At 57.6% G+C, this 18,993-nt stretch carries 17 protein-coding genes, 5 tRNA genes and 1 other RNA gene; 11 read left to right on the forward strand and 12 right to left on the reverse strand.

The genetic code is table 11. From position 1 onward, the window contains the following. Positions 1-285: 285 nt before the first annotated feature. Complete coding sequence (locus ACRCJM_RS08475; protein WP_431464577.1) at positions 286-1,053, reverse strand: YaaA family protein; 768 nt, start codon at positions 1,051-1,053, stop codon at positions 286-288. Positions 1,054-1,085: 32 nt separating this feature from the next. On the opposite strand from ACRCJM_RS08475, the gene rnpB reads away from it, so the two are divergent. Beyond that, positions 1,086-1,441: RNase P RNA component class A (gene rnpB / locus ACRCJM_RS08480), an RNA gene on the forward strand. A 289-nt stretch (positions 1,442-1,730) separates the two neighbouring features. Here rnpB and def read toward each other — a convergent pair. The 3 genes from def to orn form a co-directional block, all read right to left on the reverse strand. Then, positions 1,731-2,303 (reverse strand): peptide deformylase, encoded by a 573-nt coding sequence (gene def, locus ACRCJM_RS08485; protein WP_431464578.1) that lies wholly within the window; start codon positions 2,301-2,303, stop codon positions 1,731-1,733. Between the two features lie 70 nt (positions 2,304-2,373). Continuing rightward, positions 2,374-2,446: transfer RNA gene (locus ACRCJM_RS08490), tRNA-His, on the reverse strand. Positions 2,447-2,632: 186 nt separating this feature from the next. Further along, positions 2,633-3,259, reverse strand: coding sequence for an oligoribonuclease (orn, locus tag ACRCJM_RS08495; RefSeq protein ID WP_431464579.1), 627 nt, complete (start codon positions 3,257-3,259; stop codon positions 2,633-2,635). A 129-nt stretch (positions 3,260-3,388) separates the two neighbouring features. On the opposite strand from orn, the gene mptB reads away from it, so the two are divergent. The 3 genes from mptB to ACRCJM_RS08510 all read left to right on the forward strand — a co-directional run bounded on the left by mptB (position 3,389) and on the right by ACRCJM_RS08510 (position 6,092). After that, positions 3,389-4,963: a polyprenol phosphomannose-dependent alpha 1,6 mannosyltransferase MptB gene (gene mptB, locus ACRCJM_RS08500; RefSeq protein WP_431464580.1), complete on the forward strand. Its 1,575-nt coding sequence runs from the start codon at positions 3,389-3,391 to the stop codon at positions 4,961-4,963. 107 nt (positions 4,964-5,070) lie between these two features. Next, positions 5,071-5,143 (forward strand) — tRNA-Arg (locus ACRCJM_RS08505). Between the two features lie 193 nt (positions 5,144-5,336). Further along, positions 5,337-6,092, forward strand: a complete 756-nt coding sequence (locus ACRCJM_RS08510; RefSeq protein ID WP_431464581.1) for a hypothetical protein — start codon at positions 5,337-5,339, stop codon at positions 6,090-6,092. 135 nt (positions 6,093-6,227) lie between these two features. On the opposite strand, the gene ACRCJM_RS08515 is transcribed toward ACRCJM_RS08510, so the two are convergent. Next, on the reverse strand, positions 6,228-6,800 hold the full coding sequence (locus ACRCJM_RS08515) for a DNA-3-methyladenine glycosylase I (protein WP_431464582.1): 573 nt from the start codon (positions 6,798-6,800) through the stop codon (positions 6,228-6,230). Between the two features lie 280 nt (positions 6,801-7,080). Between ACRCJM_RS08515 and ACRCJM_RS08520 the strand changes: the two genes are divergently transcribed. Next, positions 7,081-7,650 (forward strand): single-stranded DNA-binding protein, encoded by a 570-nt coding sequence (locus tag ACRCJM_RS08520; RefSeq protein WP_431464583.1) that lies wholly within the window; start codon positions 7,081-7,083, stop codon positions 7,648-7,650. Between the two features lie 94 nt (positions 7,651-7,744). Then, positions 7,745-9,424, forward strand: coding sequence for an energy-dependent translational throttle protein EttA (gene ettA, locus ACRCJM_RS08525; RefSeq protein ID WP_185174575.1), 1,680 nt, complete (start codon positions 7,745-7,747; stop codon positions 9,422-9,424). Between the two features lie 162 nt (positions 9,425-9,586). On the opposite strand, the gene ACRCJM_RS08530 is transcribed toward ettA, so the two are convergent. Next, positions 9,587-10,483: an acyl-CoA thioesterase gene (locus tag ACRCJM_RS08530; RefSeq protein WP_431464584.1), complete on the reverse strand. Its 897-nt coding sequence runs from the start codon at positions 10,481-10,483 to the stop codon at positions 9,587-9,589. 116 nt (positions 10,484-10,599) lie between these two features. On the opposite strand from ACRCJM_RS08530, the gene ACRCJM_RS08535 reads away from it, so the two are divergent. After that, a complete protein-coding gene (locus tag ACRCJM_RS08535; RefSeq protein WP_431464585.1) occupies positions 10,600-11,292 on the forward strand; it encodes a transcriptional regulator in 693 nt (230 codons plus the stop codon). Positions 11,293-11,299: 7 nt separating this feature from the next. On the opposite strand, the gene ACRCJM_RS08540 is transcribed toward ACRCJM_RS08535, so the two are convergent. Together ACRCJM_RS08540 and pepN are read right to left on the reverse strand one after the other, a co-directional pair. Beyond that, on the reverse strand, positions 11,300-11,761 hold the full coding sequence (locus ACRCJM_RS08540) for a globin (RefSeq protein ID WP_431464586.1): 462 nt from the start codon (positions 11,759-11,761) through the stop codon (positions 11,300-11,302). Between the two features lie 53 nt (positions 11,762-11,814). Then, a complete protein-coding gene (gene pepN / locus ACRCJM_RS08545) occupies positions 11,815-14,352 on the reverse strand; it encodes an aminopeptidase N (protein ID WP_431464587.1) in 2,538 nt (845 codons plus the stop codon). A gap of 210 nt (positions 14,353-14,562) precedes the next feature. Between pepN and ACRCJM_RS08550 the strand changes: the two genes are divergently transcribed. Both ACRCJM_RS08550 and ACRCJM_RS08555 read left to right on the forward strand, forming a co-directional pair. Then, positions 14,563-15,060 carry a ribose-5-phosphate isomerase gene (locus tag ACRCJM_RS08550; RefSeq protein WP_431464588.1) on the forward strand — a complete coding sequence of 166 codons (498 nt, stop codon included), beginning with the start codon at positions 14,563-14,565 and terminating at the stop codon, positions 15,058-15,060. After that, the gene (locus tag ACRCJM_RS08555) at positions 15,060-15,938 is read left to right on the forward strand and encodes an Fpg/Nei family DNA glycosylase (RefSeq protein ID WP_431464589.1); all 879 of its coding nucleotides are present in this window, start codon (positions 15,060-15,062) and stop codon (positions 15,936-15,938) included. Before ACRCJM_RS08550 ends, ACRCJM_RS08555 begins: the two co-directional genes overlap by 1 nt. An 81-nt stretch (positions 15,939-16,019) precedes the next feature. Here ACRCJM_RS08555 and ACRCJM_RS08560 read toward each other — a convergent pair whose 3' ends face one another. After that, positions 16,020-16,715: a hypothetical protein gene (locus tag ACRCJM_RS08560; protein ID WP_431464590.1), complete on the reverse strand. Its 696-nt coding sequence runs from the start codon at positions 16,713-16,715 to the stop codon at positions 16,020-16,022. A gap of 139 nt (positions 16,716-16,854) precedes the next feature. Beyond that, on the reverse strand, positions 16,855-17,586 hold the full coding sequence (locus ACRCJM_RS08565) for a hypothetical protein (RefSeq protein WP_431464591.1): 732 nt from the start codon (positions 17,584-17,586) through the stop codon (positions 16,855-16,857). Between the two features lie 96 nt (positions 17,587-17,682). Here ACRCJM_RS08565 and ACRCJM_RS08570 point away from each other — a divergent pair, with 96 nt between their 5' ends. Then, on the forward strand, positions 17,683-18,432 hold the full coding sequence (locus tag ACRCJM_RS08570; protein WP_431464592.1) for an HAD family hydrolase: 750 nt from the start codon (positions 17,683-17,685) through the stop codon (positions 18,430-18,432). A gap of 127 nt (positions 18,433-18,559) precedes the next feature. Here the strand turns inward: ACRCJM_RS08570 and ACRCJM_RS08575 are convergent. Both ACRCJM_RS08575 and ACRCJM_RS08580 read right to left on the reverse strand, forming a co-directional pair. Continuing rightward, positions 18,560-18,630: transfer RNA gene (locus ACRCJM_RS08575), tRNA-Gly, on the reverse strand. Between the two features lie 5 nt (positions 18,631-18,635). Continuing rightward, positions 18,636-18,706: transfer RNA gene (locus tag ACRCJM_RS08580), tRNA-Gly, on the reverse strand. A 169-nt stretch (positions 18,707-18,875) separates the two neighbouring features. Between ACRCJM_RS08580 and ACRCJM_RS08585 the strand changes: the two genes are divergently transcribed. Next, positions 18,876-18,950, forward strand: a tRNA-Pro gene (locus tag ACRCJM_RS08585). Positions 18,951-18,993: the final 43 nt, after the last annotated feature.

An 18,993-nucleotide genomic window follows, 5' to 3' on the forward strand; every position in this document is an offset into this window, starting at 1 on the left:
GTTGTGAAGCGGGTTGACGGTGCAGATTTCAGCTTACTTGTGTTAGGCATTCGGGATTCTAAAAATCAATGAATAAATGTTATTTATTGTTTTGTAAAATTCGATAAGTATTTGAGGGTGATTTACCTAGTCGTGAGAGTTGATAGGCGTGCAGAGACTTACATAAACCTTCTGGTTAAATTTCAAAATCAGGTGCTAGTCAAAGAGTTGACTCTGTGGTCAAAGTTATCTGAACCATGATGGTATGTTAGAATTTACGATCAATCTTGAGAGTTTCTCCGTTTTTCATCCCTCAACGACAAGTGTTAGCAGGCCCGGCTTCTTCTCGGTGGGGGAGAGCAGCTCCACCTCAAAGCCGGGGGAAAGAGCCTCAGCCAGCTCACCGGCGTCCTCAATCTCCGTCAGATTTTCCTGCACCAGATAGCGGCCCAACAGGCCCCGGTAGTGCTTGGCCATGTGCGAGACCACCTTGCGGCTACCGTCCGTCGCTACCTTCTCCACCCTCACCAGCAAGTGGCGCTGTGGGGCGGGCGTCCACGCCTTCGCATAGGCAGCAGAGCGGCCATCCACTACCAGCTGATCCCCGGCTAACTCATCCAAGGGGCGCTTGAGCTCGCCCTTCCAGAACTTAGCCAAATCACCGATCTCACCCAGCTTCGTGCCCATCGACAGGCGGTAGGCCGGAATTCTATCCGACAGAGTCACCGCCCCCCAAGCCGCAGAAATCACAACCACAGCCCTATCAGCCCGCGCTCGCGCGTCCGCCCCCAAAGAACTGTACCCAAAAGCCTCAAACAAGACGCCTGAATACACCTCAGCAGCAGGAGCCACAGGCTCCGACCACAAGCGGGTATTCCGCTCAACCTCAGCCAACAGCGACGGACCCACTTTCAAGAGCTGCCCAGCATCGGGTAAGCCACTGACCCGCACCAGCTCATCCACCACAGCCTCACGAACCCCCGTCAATTCCGGAGCGACCAACTCACCCAACTCAACCCCGGAACCAGATGTGGCAGGAGTCTTACCCTCAGACGGCGGAAACAAAATCAACATACCCACCAGTGTAGTAAAGTAGAACCCCAGAACGGGACGCCCAGGCAATCGCGCGACAACACAGTCTCGAGGAAAGTCCGGGCTCCACAGCACAGGGTGGTCGATAACATCGACTCAAGGTAACTTGCAGGCCAGTGCCACAGAAAACAAACCGCCCCACCACGGGGTAAGGGTGAAAAGGTGAGGTAAAAGCTCACCAGTACCGCAGGTGACTGCGGTAGCTCGGTAAACCCCACCCGGAGCAAGGCCAAACAGGGCGCGCCAGTAACCAGTGCGGTGAAGCGCCCGGGTAGGCTGCTTGAACCCGCCGGCAACGACGGGTCTAGATGGATGATTGCCGCCTACCTGCGGGTAGGTACAGAACCCGGCTTATCGGGCGTCCCGTTCTTTTGTTACCCCACATCGAAGCCGGGTTCTACGGTTCGCAGGCTCACCGATTCAGCGCCTTTTTATCTTCCTCGCGCGCTCGGAAAAAGGCGCTTCATCCCAGGCTTACAGGGCGTCCCGTTCTCTCACAAAGCTTTGCTCTAGTTTGCGCTTTCGGCCCTCCAGACGCGCCTTGCCGACAACCGCTCTTGCTGGCTCGCAGAGCTCGCTCAGCAATTCACCGCCAGCCCCGATCCACGTCGGCATTCGGCGCATCCTTCCAGGCCTCAGCTCCGCTGCGTCTCGTGCCCCTAGTGCCCGAAGGGGTCAGGGTCAACACCTGGCATCCAGGTATTCCCCTCAGCGGTCCAACCCTCAGCCTTTACAACCTTCTTGTACTTCTTGCTGTACTTGGCGTTCAGCCTATTCACATAGAGCTTGCCATCAAGGTGGTCAGTCTCGTGCTGCATGACGCGGGCAAACCAGCCGGTCGCCTCAAACTTCAGCGGGTTGCCCTCACCATCGAACCCGTTCACGGTGACCCAGTCAGCGCGCTTGAGTGGGAAAGAATAGCCGGGGAAAGACAGACAGCCCTCAACCTCTTCATAGGGGTCGGGGTCAGCGGTAGATACCTTACCCAGGGTTAGCACCGGGTTCACCACCACACCCAGCGGGGGGACGCCGTCCTCATTCTCAAACTTGTAGGTAAACAGACGCAGGCCCACACCTACCTGAGGAGCTGCAAGTCCCACACCGTTAGAGACTTCCTGAGTCTCATACATATCGTCAATAAGCTTCCGCAGCTCATCATCAAAGGAAGTCACCGGAGCAGCCGGGCGGTGCAGTACAGGGTTGCCGTGAATAACGATGGGCACAACAGTCATGACATAACCTCTCACACAGGGTAAACAAAAAGGGCCGCTACGATAAAACCGTAGCGACCCTTCTACTCGGGGTGATCGACGGGGGTTGAACCCGCGACCTCCTGGACCACAACCAGGCGCTCTGCCAACTGAGCTACGACCACCATGTGTTCAAAACAGGACCGCTTCTTTCATCGGCTTGTTTTGGCAACGGATACTAGCTTACACACAGTTTTGGTTCCCTGCAAATCAAAATGGGCTACAGGTGGGGTGACTGTGCTCACGAACCTTTGCGGCTGGGAATGGCGGACGCCGGTAGGCTACTACCTGCGTCCGCCGACCTCAGCCAGCTAGGCAGGATTAACCTGCTGACGGGTTGCCGCAACCTCCTGGGCAACCTTCTGCGCAGAGGCGCTATCGGGGCCAGGGGAGGGCACGAATACTGTTCCGCGGTAGTAGCGCAGCTCATCAATGGAATCCTGGATATCGCCCAGTGCCCGGTGGTTGCCGGTCTTAGCCGGAGCGTTATAGGTAGCCTTCTCGAACCAGCGGCGGGAAAGCTCCTTGATGGTAGATACGTCAATCACACGGTAGTGCAGGTAGTCCACCAGCTCGGGCATATCGCGCACCAAAAAAGTCTTATCAGTGCCCACCGAGTTACCACCGAGAACAGCCTTACGCGGCTCAGGCACCCACTGCTTCACATAATCCAGCACCTGCTGCTGAGCCTCAGCCATGGTGATGCCCTGGTCCAGGTCGTCCAGCAGACCAGAGACAGTGTGCATATTGCGCACAAAATCATCCATCTGCTCAAGGGCCTCTGGTTCGGGCTTAATGACGACATCCACGCCGTCGCCCAAAATATTGAGATCCCCGTCAGTCACCAGCGCGGCAACCTCAATCAGGGCGTCCTTCTCTAGAGAGAGGCCGGTCATCTCACAATCAATCCATACAATACGTTCATTCGAAATAGACACAGAACCAATCTACCCCTTTTGGCCCCTAACCCACAGCAGATTTTCAGAGAGCAGGCCCCTACACAAGCCCAGGGTGGTCGGACTGGCCGGGTAAAATCAGGTGTACTCTTCCGCTCGGCCAGGAGGACCATGAGCCCCAGAACCTCGCAAATACCTACCGCAAGCATCCCCGTGCACCGGTATAAGCCCAAGACAGCTAACTATGTCTCGGGAAGCCCCCTGCGAACCCTCATCTTTGGAACCATCGGTTCACTACTGGTGATGTTCGCTTCCTTCGGTGTGGGCTGGCTAGCTGATGCCTCTCCCTTCCGCCGTGTGGACTGGATTATCCCCTTGCGCTATACAGCGCCCGGGCTGATCACCTGCATCGCTCTGCTGGTGGTAGGGTCCATGATGCTTTGCCGAGAATGGCTACGCATGGTGCAGAAACTGCTGGTCTGGGATCATCGGGCAAAGCGCTGGGCAACCGCAGCTATCATCTGCTGGATGCTCCCTCAGCTCTTTGCCTTCCCCCTCTACAGTCGAGATGTTTTCTCTTACTTCGCCCAGGGGCGGGTCATGGCGTCGGGGCTGAATCCCTACGAGTACGGGGTATCTTCGGTCAATAATTTCTTCCAGTACGGGGCTGACCAGATGTGGTCAGAATCAGCACCGCCCTACGGGCCCATCTTCTTGCTGATTGAAAAATGGGTGGCTCAAATTGCAGGTGACTCGGTAGATACCGCGCTCTACCTCTTCAGGTTTGTTGCTCTCGTTGGTGTGGGACTCATTGCCTACTACGTGCCCAAGCTCGCAAAACTCCACGGTATCAATGGGACACGGGCTAACTGGCTGGTGCTAGCCAACCCTCTCTTTATCGCTGCTTTTATCACCTCATCTCACAACGACGCCCTCATGACCGGCCTGGTCTTAGCCGGTGTCTACCATGCGGCAGCCCGCCGGGATTTGGTGGGTGGCCTACTGGGCATCACCCTGGTTACTGCCGCTGTAGCCGTCAAACCCATAGCCCTGGTCGCCCTGCCCTTCATTGGGCTGTTTTGGGCCGGTAGGGGAGCTAGCTGGCCCCGTCGTTTTGTTTTCTGGGCGATGACGTTAGCAATTTCTATGGTTCAGCTCTGGGCACTTGGGGCGGCTACCGACCTGGGCTTTGGGTGGATTGGAGCCCTTGCAACTACCGGTGGCCAGTACATCTGGTTCACTCCCATCGGCTTCCTGGGCCTACAAATCAACCAAATTCTGGTTTCGATCACCGGCGACAACGCTCTAGCAAACTCGGTACGCGATACCTTCTTCTCCCTGGGTAAGCTAGCAGGCATGATTATGGCTGTTGTGGTGATGTTTGTGGGGAAGGACGAAAACCTCATCCGCCGCACCGGTCTGGCCCTGGCCATGGTCGTGATTTTCTCACCCATGCTCCAGTCCTGGTACCTGCTCTGGTTCATCCCCCTGTTTGTAGCTGCTGGTGTTCGCACCGACTGGCAGCTGGATTTCTACTTCCTCACCACAATGTTCTTTGTGATGTACGGGGTATCTGACCAGCTGGCAGTTTCCCCCTATCTCGATAACTTCGACCAGAACATGGGCCGACTGATTGCTGCGGTACTCAGTATTGCCTACGCTTTCTGGTTGGTCTTCTTCGACCCGGCAACGCGCCGAGTGCTCCGCCGCGGCCAGCGCTCAGCTCTCTATGAAGTTGCCATTTAAGCGCCCGGTATATGCCAGAACCCCTTACTCTCTTGGTCTGGGGTTCGACTCCCTCCGGGGGCTGAGATGACTTTTAGCCGAGGAATCGATAGTATAAACAGCGGCTAGCCTCAGTAGCTCAGTGGATAGAGCAGGAGCCTTCTAATCTCTTGGTCGGGGGTTCGACTCCCTCCTGGGGCGCTCGCAAAATAACCGCCCCACAAGCGCAAACAATAGTGCTTGTGGGGCGGTTATCTTTTTCAGGGGCGATTTTGACCCCCAAAGACGCGAAAATGCATCTTCGCAACACTTTTAGCACTGGCAGAGAAGCAGTAGGCAGTGTATGTGGCTTGTGCATAGGAAAATCAAATACTTTCGGAATACACTAGATGGCATGTCTACAGCTCACCTGCCCGAAATGCCAAGCGGCGCCCCTGCGTCCGCGCCTGCCCTGCCTCGCCGCACCCTACTTGCAGGAACCGGGCTCACCCTGGCCCTGAGCACCCTACTTGTTGCCTGCGGACCGGACGAAGAGCAGATCCAACCCACCGCTACGGGCGAGGAACACACCAACGAGGCTCACGACGTTGACATCAACCGAGCCCTCGATCAGCTCGAAGCGGATAACGGCATCACTCTTAGCCTTGCCGTCTATAACCACACCACCGGTAACCTCTTCCTACACAAGGGTGACCAGTGGACCTATGAAGCATCCATCGTTAAAGTCCCTATTTCTCTCACCCTGCTCAGGCTGGCAGCCTTTGAACAAAGAGAACTGACTGACGAAGAAAAAGCCCTTATCGAAGCATCTATTACCTACTCTGATAACAACGCAACGATAGAGATTTACCGCAGATTTGGCTCAGACGACGGGGAATCCACCGCTAGCGCTGAATCCCTCAACAAGACCTACGAGCTGCTGGGGGTGACGGAGACCCGCTCTGCCGGTACCTGGGGTGATAACCAGACCTGGGCTGAAGACCAGGTGCGGATCATGTGCGCCATCGTCGATACCGTTGAATGGGTCAATGCTACCGACGCCCAGTATCTGCTAGAAAAAATGGTTCCCCTTGACTGGTCACAAACTTGGGGGGCGGCTCCCAATACGGGCAGACAGTTCTGGGGGAGACCGTTACCGACGTATCGGTAAAAAACGGCTGGATTCAAGAAGATACTGGCGCATGGCACATCAACTCGGTTGGGGTTGTACGGACTGAAAACACCACCTACTCCATTGCTCTGTTGAGCAAAGGCTTCGAAGACCAGTTAGTGGGTTACGAGGTAGCTAGCCAAGCGGTACAGGCCTATTTTGATCACACTGGTTAAGCGGGTGGGTACCCAAACGGATGTAGCCAGCAGCCTGGGCTGCCGCGCACACCACCACCGGCCCTAAGCGCTGAAAACCTAAGGCCCGCAAGTCACGAGCTAGAGCATCGGTAGCAGGTGCTGTTCGGGGCAGATCTTCGGCCCGTGGGCAGAACATGTCAACGGGAATTGCTTTCTCAAAGAGATCTGCTAGGTTGATGCGCGCATCTGTGAGCACCTTTGCGTTATTGATACAGGCTCTGAGTTTTACCTCGTTTCTTATTCCCACATCGCCCTCAAGATAAGAGGAAATTTCAGCATCAGTCATAGCGGCTAATCGATCAGGCTGGAAACTATGTAGGGCACGCTGTAACTCCTCACGTTTTGCCAGAACTACTGACCACCATAGGCCACTCTGGAAAACAAGCAGGCAGAGATGTTCAAAGAGAGCATCCCTTGTTCTGGGTACGTGTTGCCACTCGTGGTGAAAGTAAGCGCGGGTGCGGTCATCTCGTACCCACACTGGCTCATCGGGAATAAAATTATCTGTCACTGCCCTGTCTCCTTGATAACTGGTTGATACGGACGCTCGCCAAGGCAGATAACCTAGGCCGCTGGTTAGAGACTAGGAGGGGCCTAACAACCGCCGCCAGGGGTGTGAACAAAATCCGTCATAAAAGCTAAGTGGCGCGTCACAGCTTCACCGATTTCTACTCCTGAGCGGTTTACTGGCGTGGAACCAGTTATACACAGCCAACATTTTTCTAGCTCAAAAACCTCTGCTGATGTAACCCTTGAGACACCCCGGTTCACCCACAACTCAAGGAGGAGTCATGACCGACACCGTCACTATCCGAGGCTTTATCGCAACGGCGCCCACCCAAAAGTTCCTGCCCAACAGTAATATCCCGGTAACAAATTTCCGTATTGCCTCCACGCCTCGTTGGTTTGATGCCACTAGTAGCACCTGGAAAGAAGGCACAACTAACTGGTACACCGTCAATTCTTTTAGAGCTCTGGCGTATAACAGCGCTAGGAGCTTGCAGGTAGGGCAACCGGTGCTGGTAACCGGACGCCTACGCGTCAAACAGTTTGAACGAGCGGACGGCTCACCCGGCACCAGTATTGAGGTGGATGCCACCAGTATTGGCCACGACCTCAACTATGGTCTAGCAAATTTTGCCCGTGTCACAGACCGGAAGCCAGAGGCCGATGAAACCGACCGTAAGTTCAATGAGCAGGTAGCAGGGGAACAAAAAACCAACCATGGCTATGAGTCCCTGCCACCGCTAGAAGAGACCCACCAACCCGGCCAAACACCTACACCAGACAGCTCCAGCTCTGACCAGGGGTTGACCGAAACCTCAGAAACAAGTGAAGCTGCAGTAGCTCTTACCAGCTAGTGCAACCGGGCAGGGCAAACTCACACCAAGATTCTTGGCAGATGCCCTGCCCCAAACCCCCACTAGCTTGACATCAACCGGTAGGCTTAAACGCATGGCAGAATTTATCTACACCATGACCAAAGCCCGCAAAACTGTAGGCGACAAAGTCATCCTCAACGACGTATCCATGTCGTTCTTCCCCGGTGCAAAAATCGGTATGGTCGGCCCCAACGGTGCCGGTAAGTCCACCATCCTGAAAATCATGGCGGGACTCGATACTCCCTCCAACGGTGAAGCACGACTTTCTGAAGGCTACACCGTGGGCATCCTCATGCAGGAGCCCCCGCTCAACGAAGAAAAGACCGTCCTGGGCAACGTCCAGGAAGGCGTCGGCGAAATCTACGAAAAGATTGTTCGCTACAACGAAATCTCAGAAGAGATGGCCAACCCCGATGCTGACTTTGACGCGCTCATGGAAGAAATGGGCAAGCTACAGGAAGCTATCGACGCCGCTAACGCTTGGGACATTGACTCCCAGCTGGAGCAGGCTATGGACGCCCTGCGCTGCCCTCCCGGTGACTCACCCGTGACCCACCTCTCCGGTGGTGAACGCCGCCGCGTAGCGCTCTGTAAGCTCCTGCTCCAGAAGCCCGACCTGCTTCTGCTGGACGAGCCTACCAACCACCTGGACGCCGAATCCGTCCTCTGGCTGGAACAGCACCTGCAGTCCTACGAAGGCGCAGTGATCGCCATTACCCACGACCGCTACTTCCTCGACCACGTTGCAGAATGGATCGCAGAAGTAGACCGCGGTAACCTCTACCCCTACGAGGGCAACTACTCCACCTACCTGGATAAGAAGCGCGCCCGCCTCGAAGTGCAGGGTAAGAAGGACGCAAAGCTGGCCAAGCGCCTGGAAGAAGAACTCGAATGGGTTCGCTCCAACACCAAGGGCCGTCAGGCTAAGTCAAAGGCTCGTCTGGCCCGCTACGAAGAGATGGCTGCCGAGGCTGAGAAGACTCGCAAGCTAGACTTTGAAGAAATCCAGATCCCCCCGGGACCCCGCCTTGGTAACGTCGTCATCGAAGCAGAAAACCTGCAGAAGGGCTTCGACGGCCGTTCCCTCATCAACGGTCTTTCCTTCTCCCTGCCCCGTAACGGCATTGTCGGTGTCATCGGCCCCAACGGTGTGGGTAAGTCAACCCTCTTCAAGACCATCGTTGGCCTTGAACCCCTCGACGGTGGCAACCTGAAGATTGGTGAGACTGTCAAGATTTCATACGTTGACCAGAACCGCGCCAACATCGACCCCGAAAAGTCGCTGTGGGAGGTTGTTTCAGACGGTCTGGATTACATCCAGGTAGGCCAGGTAGAAATGCCCTCACGCGCCTACGTCTCAGCCTTCGGCTTCAAGGGCCCCGACCAGCAGAAGAAGGCAGGCGTGCTCTCCGGTGGTGAGCGCAACCGCCTCAACCTGGCCCTGACCCTCAAGCAGGGCGGCAACCTGCTACTGCTCGACGAACCGACCAACGACCTGGACGTCGAAACCCTAACCTCCCTCGAAAACGCCCTGCTGGAATTCCCCGGCTGCGCCGTTGTCGTTTCCCACGACCGTTGGTTCCTCGACAGAGTAGCCACCCACATCCTGGCCTGGGAAGGTACCGACGAGCAGCCCGATAACTGGTACTGGTTCGAGGGTAACTTCGAATCCTACGAGAAGAATAAGATTGAGCGTCTTGGCCCCGAGGCTGCAAAGCCGCATCGCGTCGTTCACCGCAAGCTGACGCGATAAACCCAACTCAATCAGTGTGGAAGCGGTGAACGATTCCGCATGATTTTTGGTTCCTCGCGCGCTCGGAAAATCATGCTCCATCACCGCAAGCTCACAAGGTAATTGAGCTAAAAATCCCTCCCACTTTCACCGGTGGGAGGGATTTTTGTTGTACCTCTTGATTCACTGGTCGCGGTACTCGGGGAGCCTGATCATGGCTTCTTGGGTCACGGTAGCTACATGAACACCGTCACGGGTGAAAATCTTGCCTGCAGAGAGACCGCGGGCGTCCTGGGCGCTGGGGGCTTCCTGTACCATCAGCAGCCAGTTATCGGCACGGGCGGGGCGGTGGAACCACATTGCGTGGTCAAGTGAGGCCACCTTCATGCCGGGTTCAAGCCAGGTTTTACCGTGCTGCCGTAGTACCGGCTCAAGCTGGGTGTAGTCCGAGGCATAGGCTAGCGCTGCCTGGTGCAGCACAGGGGGATCGGGCAGGCCTTCAAAGGTTTTGAACCAGACCATGTTGGTCGGCCGCTTCTCTTCACCGGGAGTGGTGTACAGCGGGGAAGTCACATGCCGGACATCGAAGGGGCGGGAGTAGGCGACCTTCTGTGCGACGGGTACTTGCAGGTGGTCCAGGAGGTCAGCAGCTGTGGGAAGGCTCTCCGGATCAGGAATATTCTCCGGCATGGCAGAACTATGGTCGGGGCCCTGTGCAGGTACCTGAAACGAGGTGATGCACGAAAAGATAGGTTGCCCACCCTGGTAGGCCTGCACTCTGCGCGTCGAAAATGACCTAGCGTCATTGAGCGCTTCTGCCCCGTAGGAAAGATCGCCTTCTACATCGCCGGGCCTCAGGAAGTAGCCGTGCAGGGAATGCAGGGTTTTGCCCTCTACTGTATGGGCAGCTGCCATGATTGCCTGGGCAAGTACCTGCCCGCCGAAGATACGGGGGGATTCTTTGGTGAGGGTCAGAGCACTAAAGACATGCTCGTGGGCGGACGCGCCACCTGGGGCCAGGTTGAGCATGGCCAGTAATTTTTGGGTGGGGGAGAGGCTTTCTAGGGTTTCGTGACTCATAGTTCCACTCTCTCACAGGTAGCCCCTATTTCTCATCTCACCGGGAATGCAGCCCATCATCTGCGATAGGGTGGTGTGTGAATAGACCGTCCCTTTGATTTCCGGAAGCCTGTGAAATGACCGAGCCCAAGCTATCTGACTACACCGATTATATTTACCTACCCGATGCAAGGACCGCCCGGGATATGGCGACCTACCTGACTCGGGCCCGTTCAGTGGATCCTCAGGCTGCCGTTCGTTTGCAGGCTAACGGCGATGTGTTGGGGATTTCGGTGTGTGTGCTTGCGCCTGAGACCCTGCTTGATTCAACCCCGACAATCATCGGTCTGCGCGCTATCAAACTGGCCCAGCCTGCCGAGGTTGATCTTACGGTTGAGGCGGCAGCTCTTCTCGACCGGCTAGCCCGTATCGAGGAAGCAGGACTAGCGCTGGCTCTGCCCCCGGTGACTGTTACCGCTCCTTGGGTTGGGCGAACCGTTCCACGTAGTGGTTGGGAGAAGAAAGGGTTTTACCTATCCGACCATGCCCGAGCAGCAGCCCAGGAAGGTATTGCCGCGGTAGACGGGGCCTTGCCCACTAACCCGGGGCACGCGGTGGTGGCAACCGTCCGCTCCCGTATCTGGTCTTCACCCCTGCAGGCCCCCGATACGACAGTGAGCCTACCCACCGGGGCTGCTTTTGCCCTTGAGGTGCTTGGGTTCCTGCCTCCGCGGGCTACCGAACCCATGCCCGTTTTTGCCAGCGGACGCTGGGCCCGTATCTCGGCTAGGGCAGGGCACGTACTGGTGTATTCGGCTGCCTCAGCCTAGAACTGAGCTATTGGGCCCGGTTCTGCATGGCATGGGCTGCCCGGTCAAAGTAGGCCCACATTTCGGCGTCGTGCAGGGGAGCTAGGTCCAGGGTGTCCATGGCCTCGCGCATATACTTGAGCCAGGTGTCGCGCTCCTTGGGGCCGATATAGAAGGGATTGTGGCGCATGCGCAGGCGCGGGTGGCCGCGTTCTGCCTGGTAGGTTTTAGGCCCGCCCCAGTACTGCTCAAGGAACATGAAGAGGCGGCGCTCTGCTGGCCCCAAATCTTCCTCGGGGTACATGGCACTGAACTCCGGGTCGGCTGCTACACGGGAATAGAACTCCCGGCAGAGCTTCTCAAAGACCGGACGTCCGCCCACCTGGTAGTAGAAGCTACGCTCATCGACCTCGTCGTGAGGTTCTGAGGGCTGGACGCTGGCCTCGCCGGGTGCAGATAAGGGGCGGAAGGCTGGGTTGGGTAAATTCATACCCACCAGTCTACTCCCGCCCCTTATCGTCAGCAGGTACCAGCGGTTAGAGCCTAGCGGTCTGCGGCCTGTACCTTGAGAGCACGGGCCAGTGAGTCGCGTCCTTCTGCTACCTGACGCTTGAGGGCAGCTGCGTCCTCAGGCAGGGCAGCGAGGTAAGCCTCGGCCTTATCCAGGACCTCTTGAGTGTAAAAACGGGGGAAAAGCCCGCTAATAATCTGGCTTGAAATCTCGTGGGAGCGCTCGCGCCAGACCCCCTCAATGGCCTCAAAGTAGCGGTCAATGTAGGGTTCGGAGAACTCCGGGGCACCCCGGTAGAAACCGAGAATGGCGGAGCGCTGCACAATGTTAGACAGCTCGCCGGTTTCAACCACAGCGCGCCAGGTCTCAGCCTTGGACTCAGCGGTGGGGATAGCAGCCTTGGCGGTGGCAGCTGCCTGCTGGCCGTTGGAGGTGTTGTCCTCAGCCAGGGCTGCATCGATCTCAGCTGCGGTGACGCGTCCGCCCGCAGCCAGGGAGCCTAGCAGGTTCCAGCGCAGGTCGGTATCGATCTCCAAACCTTCCAGAACGGTAGAGCCATCGAGTAGGGCTGCCACAGCATCCAGCTGGTCTGAGGTATGGGCCAGACGGGCGAAGGTGCCCACCAGCTGGAACTGGTTATCAGAGCCAGCTTCTGCTGCCTGGGCAAGGGCCCAGATACGGTCAGCTGCCTCAGACCGCACAGTCTCAGCGTGCTCGGGGTTCAGGTAGGCTCGTAGGGTGTTCTCAAGGTTGAGAAGCTGGGTGCGGACGGCAGTGGAGTTAGTCTCTGCCCCAATATTGCCAAGAACCAGTTCAACAAACTGGCGGGCAGGCATCTCGGCATCGCGCACGGTATCCCAGAGGGAACCCCAGACCACGCCGCGGGCAACAGAAGAATCAATAGCGCCCAGGTGGGCAACGGCGGTGGCGCGAGAACGCTCATCGAGACGGATCTTGGCGTAGGCCAGGTCCTCGTCGTTGACCAGAATCAAATCGGGACGCTTGGCTCCAACAGCCAGGGATACCTCGGTGATGTCGCCGTCCACATCGATTTCTAGGCGGTCGGTGCGGGTCAGTACCTCACCATCCAGGTTGTAGAAACCAATAACCAGGCGGTGGGGGCGCAGGGTCTCAAAGCCCTCAGCATAGGTCTGGCGCAGGGCCAGGCGGGTAATAGTGCCGTCCTCTGCCTCATCCACCTCGGTAGTGAGGGTGTTAACCCCGGCGGTCTCCAGCCAGAGCTTAGACCAGGCGCGTACGTCGCGTCCGCTGGTTGCCTCAAGCTCATCGAGCAGGTCATCGAGCACGGTGTTGCCGTAGGCGTGCTTGTCGAAGTAGACCTTGAGAGCTGCCATGAAGTTCTCCTGGCCCACCCAGGCCACCAGCTGGCGCAGCACGGAAGCACCCTTAGCGTAGGTGATGCCGTCAAAGTTGACCTGAACGTCCTGAAGGTCGCGAATTGGAGCAACGATGGGGTGGGTGGATGAGAGTTGGTCCTGGTTATAGGCCCAGGTCTTTTCTGAGGCAGAGAAGGTAGCCCAGGCCTCGGGGGCAAACCGGGTGTTCTCGGCAGCGGCCAGGGTCGACATGAACTCAGCAAAAGACTCGTTAAGCCACAGGTCATTCCACCACTTCATTGTCACCAGGTCGCCGAACCACATGTGAGCCAACTCGTGCAAAATGGTGATAGCTCGGCGCTCAATCATCGCCTCGGTCACCTTAGAACGGAAGATGTAGTTCTCCAAGAAGGTCACCGCACCGGCGTTCTCCATAGCACCGGCATTGAACTCGGGCACAAAAAGCTGGTCGTACTTCTCAAAGGGGTAGGGGGTTGAGAACTGCTCTTCAAAGAACTCAAAGCCCTGGCGGGTGATGTGGAAGACCTCATCGGCATCCAGGTACTCCATCAAGGACTGACGGGCGTAGCAACCCAGCTTGACCTCGTGGCCCTCGCTGTTGGTGAGGGAAGAATGGACGCTGGCGTAGGGGCCAGCAATAATCGCGGTGATGTAGGACGAGATACGCGGGGTCGGCTTGAAATGCCAGACCTTGCCGCCCTCGACGTCCTCGACCGACGTTTCAGGCTGGTTCGACACCACAACCCAGTGGGCAGGGGCCGTCACAATAAACTCAAATTCAGCCTTCAAATCAGGCTGCTCAAAGACCGGGTACACGCGGCGGGAATCGGGTACCTCAAACTGGGAGTAGAGGTAGACCTCGCCGTCCACCGGGTCCACAAAGCGGTGCAGGCCCTCACCGGTATTGGTGTAGAGCATATCGGCATCAATCACCAGCTCATTGCTCTCAGCCAACGCAGGCAGGGCAATGCGCACACCATCGGCATTCTCAACAGGAACCAGCTCGCCATTGAGCTCAATACTGTGCACCGTATCGGTAATAGCGTCGATAAAGGTTTCACTCCCGGCAACCGCATCAAAGCGCACCACGGTACGAGAACCAAAGACCCGCTCACCGCGCGTTAGATCAAGCTCAACCGTGTACGAATGTACACGCTGAATAACTGACGCTCTCTTCTCAGCTTCGGCACGGGTCAAATTCATTCCAGGCATGAGGAATCCTTGTCAATCAAATCTAAAGTTAGAGGCCTGCTCACTGCACACAGCAGGAAACAAACCACACGATAGCCGCAGGTGACCTACAATCGTATAGAGGTCACCATGGCGCATACGCTCCCAATTCTATGTGCTCACCAGTGATTCACATAACTAAATTTCAGTGCGGTCAACCGGCCCCCACCCACCACGACCAAAGGAGACACCGTGCGTGTACACATCGCAACCGACCACGCAGGCCTAGAACTTAGCCACTACCTCATCGAAAAACTCACCGAGGCAGGCTACGAGATGGTCGATCACGGACCCGCTGAATATGACGCTCTCGATGACTACCCCAGCTTCTGCATTAACGCGGCGCTCGCCGTCCGCGCAGACCGTGCAGCTGGACTGGACTCCCTGGGTATTGTGCTGGGTGGCTCCGGCAACGGCGAGCAGATGGCAGCTAACAAGGTCGAAGGTATCCGTGCGGCACTTGCGTGGAACCACGACACCGCAGCCCTGGCCCGTGAGCACAACAACGCCCAGGTCGTGGCGGTGGGCGGACGTCAGCACACCAAGGAAGAAGCCCTGGAGATCATCAAGGTCTTCCTCGCCACCGCATGGACCAACGAAGAGCGCCATGCCCGCCGCATCGGTCAGATGGCCGAATACGAGCAGACCGGGGCAATCGCCGGTAAGCAGATCGACAGCTACGAGAACTAATGCCAGAAGGGCACTCAATTCACCGCCTGGCCCGCCAGCTCACCGACGTTTTTGCCGGTGAGAAGCTGGCGGTCACCAGCCCCCAGGGGCGATTTGCGGACGGCGCGGCCCTACTGGACGGGGCAGTCTTCGACTCTGCTTTCGCCCACGGTAAGCACCTCTTCGCCCGCTTCTCCAATGACCTGTACCTCAATGTACACCTGGGCATCTACGGGGCTTTTACTTTTGGCGGCGATGCATACTTCACTGGAGCCTCATCCATCGGAGCTCCCCGGAAGATCGGTGAACAAGAGGACCACCGCACCGAACCCTCAGCTGAACCTCCCGCACCCCGGCCGACCACCCGCGTCCGCCTGGTATCAGAACACGGCTGGGCTGACCTAGTGGGCCCCACCATCTGCCGCACCTTGACTCCCGATGAGGTAGCCGGTGTGCGGGCCAAGCTGGGGCCCGACCCCCTCAACCAGGACGCCGACCCGTCCGCCTTTTACGCCGCGGCGGCCAAGACCAGTCGACCTATCGGTGTAGTTCTCATGGATCAGAAGGCCATCTCGGGGGTGGGCAATATCTTCCGCGCAGAATCCCTCTACCGCACCCGCATTGACCCCTTTACCCCGGCTAAAGAATGTAGCCGGCAGCAGCTTGAAGCCCTGTGGAACGATAACAAGCACCTGCTGGTCATCGGTGTGCGCGTAGGCCGTATCATTACCACCGAGCCAGCTGACCGCCCCGGAATCCCCGAAACCGAAGCCTGGCCAGACCACGCCAACTACGTCTACCAGCGGCAGGGGCAAGACTGCCCCCGCTGTGGCATGACCATCGCCATGCAAGAAGTTGCCGGGCGCAAACTCTACTGGTGCCCGGGCTGCCAGGTTTAGCCCTGCGTCGCGTGCGGTAGCTAGAAGAGAGAGACGAAGCGGCTCCCAGCTTGGTGCTGGGAGCCGCTTGTTTTTGTAACCCTAGCGGTCGGTCAGGTCTGAGAGATTGAAACCGGTGGTGCCGTCATTGCACTGAACGCTGACGGGGCCGGTGGTGGTGCAGGTCACGCCCATCCAGCTGAGGGACTGCCCCTCAGGTAGCACCGTATTGGTCTTGAACCAGTCATGGGTGGCTGCCCGGCCGCGGGCCTGGACCGTACGGGGCTGGGTATCACCGGGCCCCATTGAGACAGACTGGAGGACCCAGTTCTTTGAATCATCGGTCATGCAGAAGACACCATAGGTTTGCATGAGGCAGGCAACCTGGGGGTCGGGCGTCTGGAAAACCACAGAAGGCTGGTCAGCCGCAGCAAAGGTATAGGCCGAAGTGTCGGCGACAGGGGTGCCGGTCACTAGGTCTGTGGTGACGAGCGATACCGGGTCAATTGTGAAGCCGTCATTGACCGGGGGAGTGAGCGTCGTAGCGCTAGGAGTAGGCGCGGCAGTAGTCTCTGCGGGGGTGGGTTCTGCGCTGGGGGTTTCTGCGGTGACTTCAGCAGTAGGGCTGGCGCTAGCGGACGGGCTGGGAGCAGCACTGCTTGATGCGCTCACCTCAGGAACCGAGCTGGCGGCTGTTGAGGTGACCTGGCTGCTCCCGCAGCCTGTCACCAACAGGGTGCAGACAGTTAGCAGGGTGTAGGCCGGGGCGAAGCGAACGGGGGGAAATCTTAAAGCCATGAGTGTCAATCTTGTGGTCAAAAATGCGGGTGCCTTATTCCCATCCTAGGGGAAAAGACACCCGCAGCCCTATCTCATGCGGCTTTCGGTCTAGAAATAGGCTGGGTCAGGCTAAGGGGAAGGGTAGTCAGCAGAGCTATTAGCTGCTGAAATCCTTAACCGAGTTACTCAGGGCAAACCAGTGCACACCGTTATCGCAGCGGGCAGCGCCGTCCGCAGTTGCGGTGCAGGTAAACTCACCGACCGTAATCGTGTGGTTGCTCGGTAGCTGGGTTCCGAAAGAGAAGGGGGCAAAGCCCGGGGTGCTGCCCTGGAGGAAGTCCTGATGCGGTACGGTACCGGGATTTAGCCACATCACACCGTAACCGATACGGCCCTGGGAGCCTGCGCGGTAGCAGCTTACCTGCTCGACGCTCATGACGCAGCCCGCGCCGTCCGCTGTCTGAAAGTAGACCTTGCCATCGCCGGCGGGGGTTACCCCGTCGATGCTGGTCTGATAGGGGGCAAGGTCAGTGACTAGAGTAGTTGCCCCGCTATCGACGGGCGGATTAATAGCCTGAACCGGCGTTTCGCTAGGGGCTGGGGCTGCTGGCTGGGTAGCCGGTGCTTCTACTACCTGAGGAGCGGGTGCTTCGGTGGTCTGGGCTGTTTCAGGGGAGCTGGACGGCTCGGCCTGCAGGCTCTGGGTCATTTCAGCGCTGGGGGAGGCGCTGGGGCTTGCAGATGATGGGGTAGCCGAAGCGCTGGCGCTGCTTCTTGGTGCGGATGCGGTTGTATCTGCCTGGGTTTGTTCAGTCGATGAAGAGCTACAGGCAACAAGGGCAAGCGCAGCAGCCAGGGGCAGGGCCGCTTGAAGGGGGCGGGGGCACATACTGTCTCCTTTGACGGTGGGGTGTCTCTCTCATAATAGTGGTGAACATATATGCTGGTGAAGAGTCACAGGCCATCATGACACCGAGGGGGTCCCATGCGCGATACCGGATATTTGCTAGACCAAGCAAACCTCGTGCTTTTTGACCTCGATGGCACCCTGCTCGATAGTGATACCGCAACAGCAGTGGGGTTCAACCGGGCGGTGCGAGAGTTTGGCTTTGAAGGGGAGACTGCCGACACCCAAAGTTATTATCATGCCTGGGCAGATATTCAGCGTGAGGATTTTCAGCGCTACCTAGCCGGGGAGCAAATCTTTGACGAGAACAGGCTCTTTCGCACATCAAGCCTGCTGCACTTGATGACGGGGGAGCCCCAGAGTACCGACCGGGCTCAGAAGTTTCTGACCACCTTGCAGGAGGAAACCCGTAAAGCCTGGGCCCCATTTGCCGAGCTTGATCGGTTCTTTGAAGAACTAGGTAGGCAGTTTGGGCACCTAGAGGTGGCAGTTATCTCCAACGGGTCGCAGTTAACGGAGCAGAAGAAATTGGATGCTATTGGCTTGCACGATATGCCCCTCTTTTCTTCTGAGCGTGTGGGTATGAGCAAGCCTGACCCCTTGCTTTTCAGATTTGTGTGTGCCCAGTTGGAGGTGGACCCGGCTTTTGCGGTGCATGTGGGTGATAACTACATTGCGGACGTCGCTGCCCCGGCTCGAGCGGGCTTGCAGGCTGCTTGGGTAAACCGTCATCGTCGTGGCCAGAAGTTGCCGCGCGGGACCGTAAAAGTGCATGACTTGGTGGAGCTGCTGAATGTACCTGCCCCAGTTGCACGCAGGTTTTTCTAGGGATGCAAAAATGGCCACTCGGAAGAGTGGCCATGAAGCGAGCGACTGACGGGATGGAGACACCGGGTGCGAGTGCGCGAGCACTCAAGAGGTGCCGGAATGACTTCCGTCTTCCCGAGCGATAGCGAGCGGCTGACGGGAATCGAACCCGCGTATCAGGCTTGGGAAGCGTGCGCTCTACCATTGAGCTACAGCCGCAAGAGAGGGGATGACGGGAATCGAACCCGCGTAATCAGTTTGGAAGACTGAGGCTTTACCATTAAGCTACATCCCCACATGGGGTGCCCAGCGTTGTGGACGTGTTCCAGTAAACCTGTTTTCATGCGGGCTTGTCAAATTCAGTGTGGAACCGGCGTTTCTCAACACGCCCAGGGCGTAATTTGGGGGTGAGTTAGGTTTTAGGGGCTTGAACCGCTAGACTGGTCTTTGCTTCCGTGCAAAATCGGGGTGTGGCGTAGCTTGGCTAACGCGCCTGCTTTGGGAGCAGGAGATCGCAGGTTCGAATCCTGTCACCCCGACGTGAAATAGAACGACCCGCCGGAAACGGCGGGTTTTTCTATA

It is taken from the genome of Rothia sp. L_38 (genome assembly GCF_050689125.1).
In the GTDB taxonomy this organism is placed as follows: domain Bacteria; phylum Actinomycetota; class Actinomycetes; order Actinomycetales; family Micrococcaceae; genus Rothia.

Coding starts and splice junctions, on each gene's coding strand:
- ACRCJM_RS08565 (WP_431464591.1), bottom strand. CDS start 17,586: ATGTGCCCCCGCCCCCTTCAAGCGGCCCTGCCCCTGGCTGCTGCGCTT.
- ACRCJM_RS08530 (WP_431464584.1), bottom strand. CDS start 10,483: ATGAGTCACGAAACCCTAGAAAGCCTCTCCCCCACCCAAAAATTACTG.
- ettA (WP_185174575.1), top strand. CDS start 7,745: ATGGCAGAATTTATCTACACCATGACCAAAGCCCGCAAAACTGTAGGC.
- def (WP_431464578.1), bottom strand. CDS start 2,303: ATGACTGTTGTGCCCATCGTTATTCACGGCAACCCTGTACTGCACCGC.
- ACRCJM_RS08560 (WP_431464590.1), bottom strand. CDS start 16,715: ATGGCTTTAAGATTTCCCCCCGTTCGCTTCGCCCCGGCCTACACCCTG.
- mptB (WP_431464580.1), top strand. CDS start 3,389: ATGAGCCCCAGAACCTCGCAAATACCTACCGCAAGCATCCCCGTGCAC.
- ACRCJM_RS08570 (WP_431464592.1), top strand. CDS start 17,683: ATGCGCGATACCGGATATTTGCTAGACCAAGCAAACCTCGTGCTTTTT.
- ACRCJM_RS08475 (WP_431464577.1), bottom strand. CDS start 1,053: ATGTTGATTTTGTTTCCGCCGTCTGAGGGTAAGACTCCTGCCACATCT.
- ACRCJM_RS08535 (WP_431464585.1), top strand. CDS start 10,600: ATGACCGAGCCCAAGCTATCTGACTACACCGATTATATTTACCTACCC.
- ACRCJM_RS08510 (WP_431464581.1), top strand. CDS start 5,337: ATGTCTACAGCTCACCTGCCCGAAATGCCAAGCGGCGCCCCTGCGTCC.
- ACRCJM_RS08520 (WP_431464583.1), top strand. CDS start 7,081: ATGACCGACACCGTCACTATCCGAGGCTTTATCGCAACGGCGCCCACC.
- ACRCJM_RS08540 (WP_431464586.1), bottom strand. CDS start 11,761: ATGAATTTACCCAACCCAGCCTTCCGCCCCTTATCTGCACCCGGCGAG.
- ACRCJM_RS08555 (WP_431464589.1), top strand. CDS start 15,060: ATGCCAGAAGGGCACTCAATTCACCGCCTGGCCCGCCAGCTCACCGAC.
- pepN (WP_431464587.1), bottom strand. CDS start 14,352: ATGCCTGGAATGAATTTGACCCGTGCCGAAGCTGAGAAGAGAGCGTCA.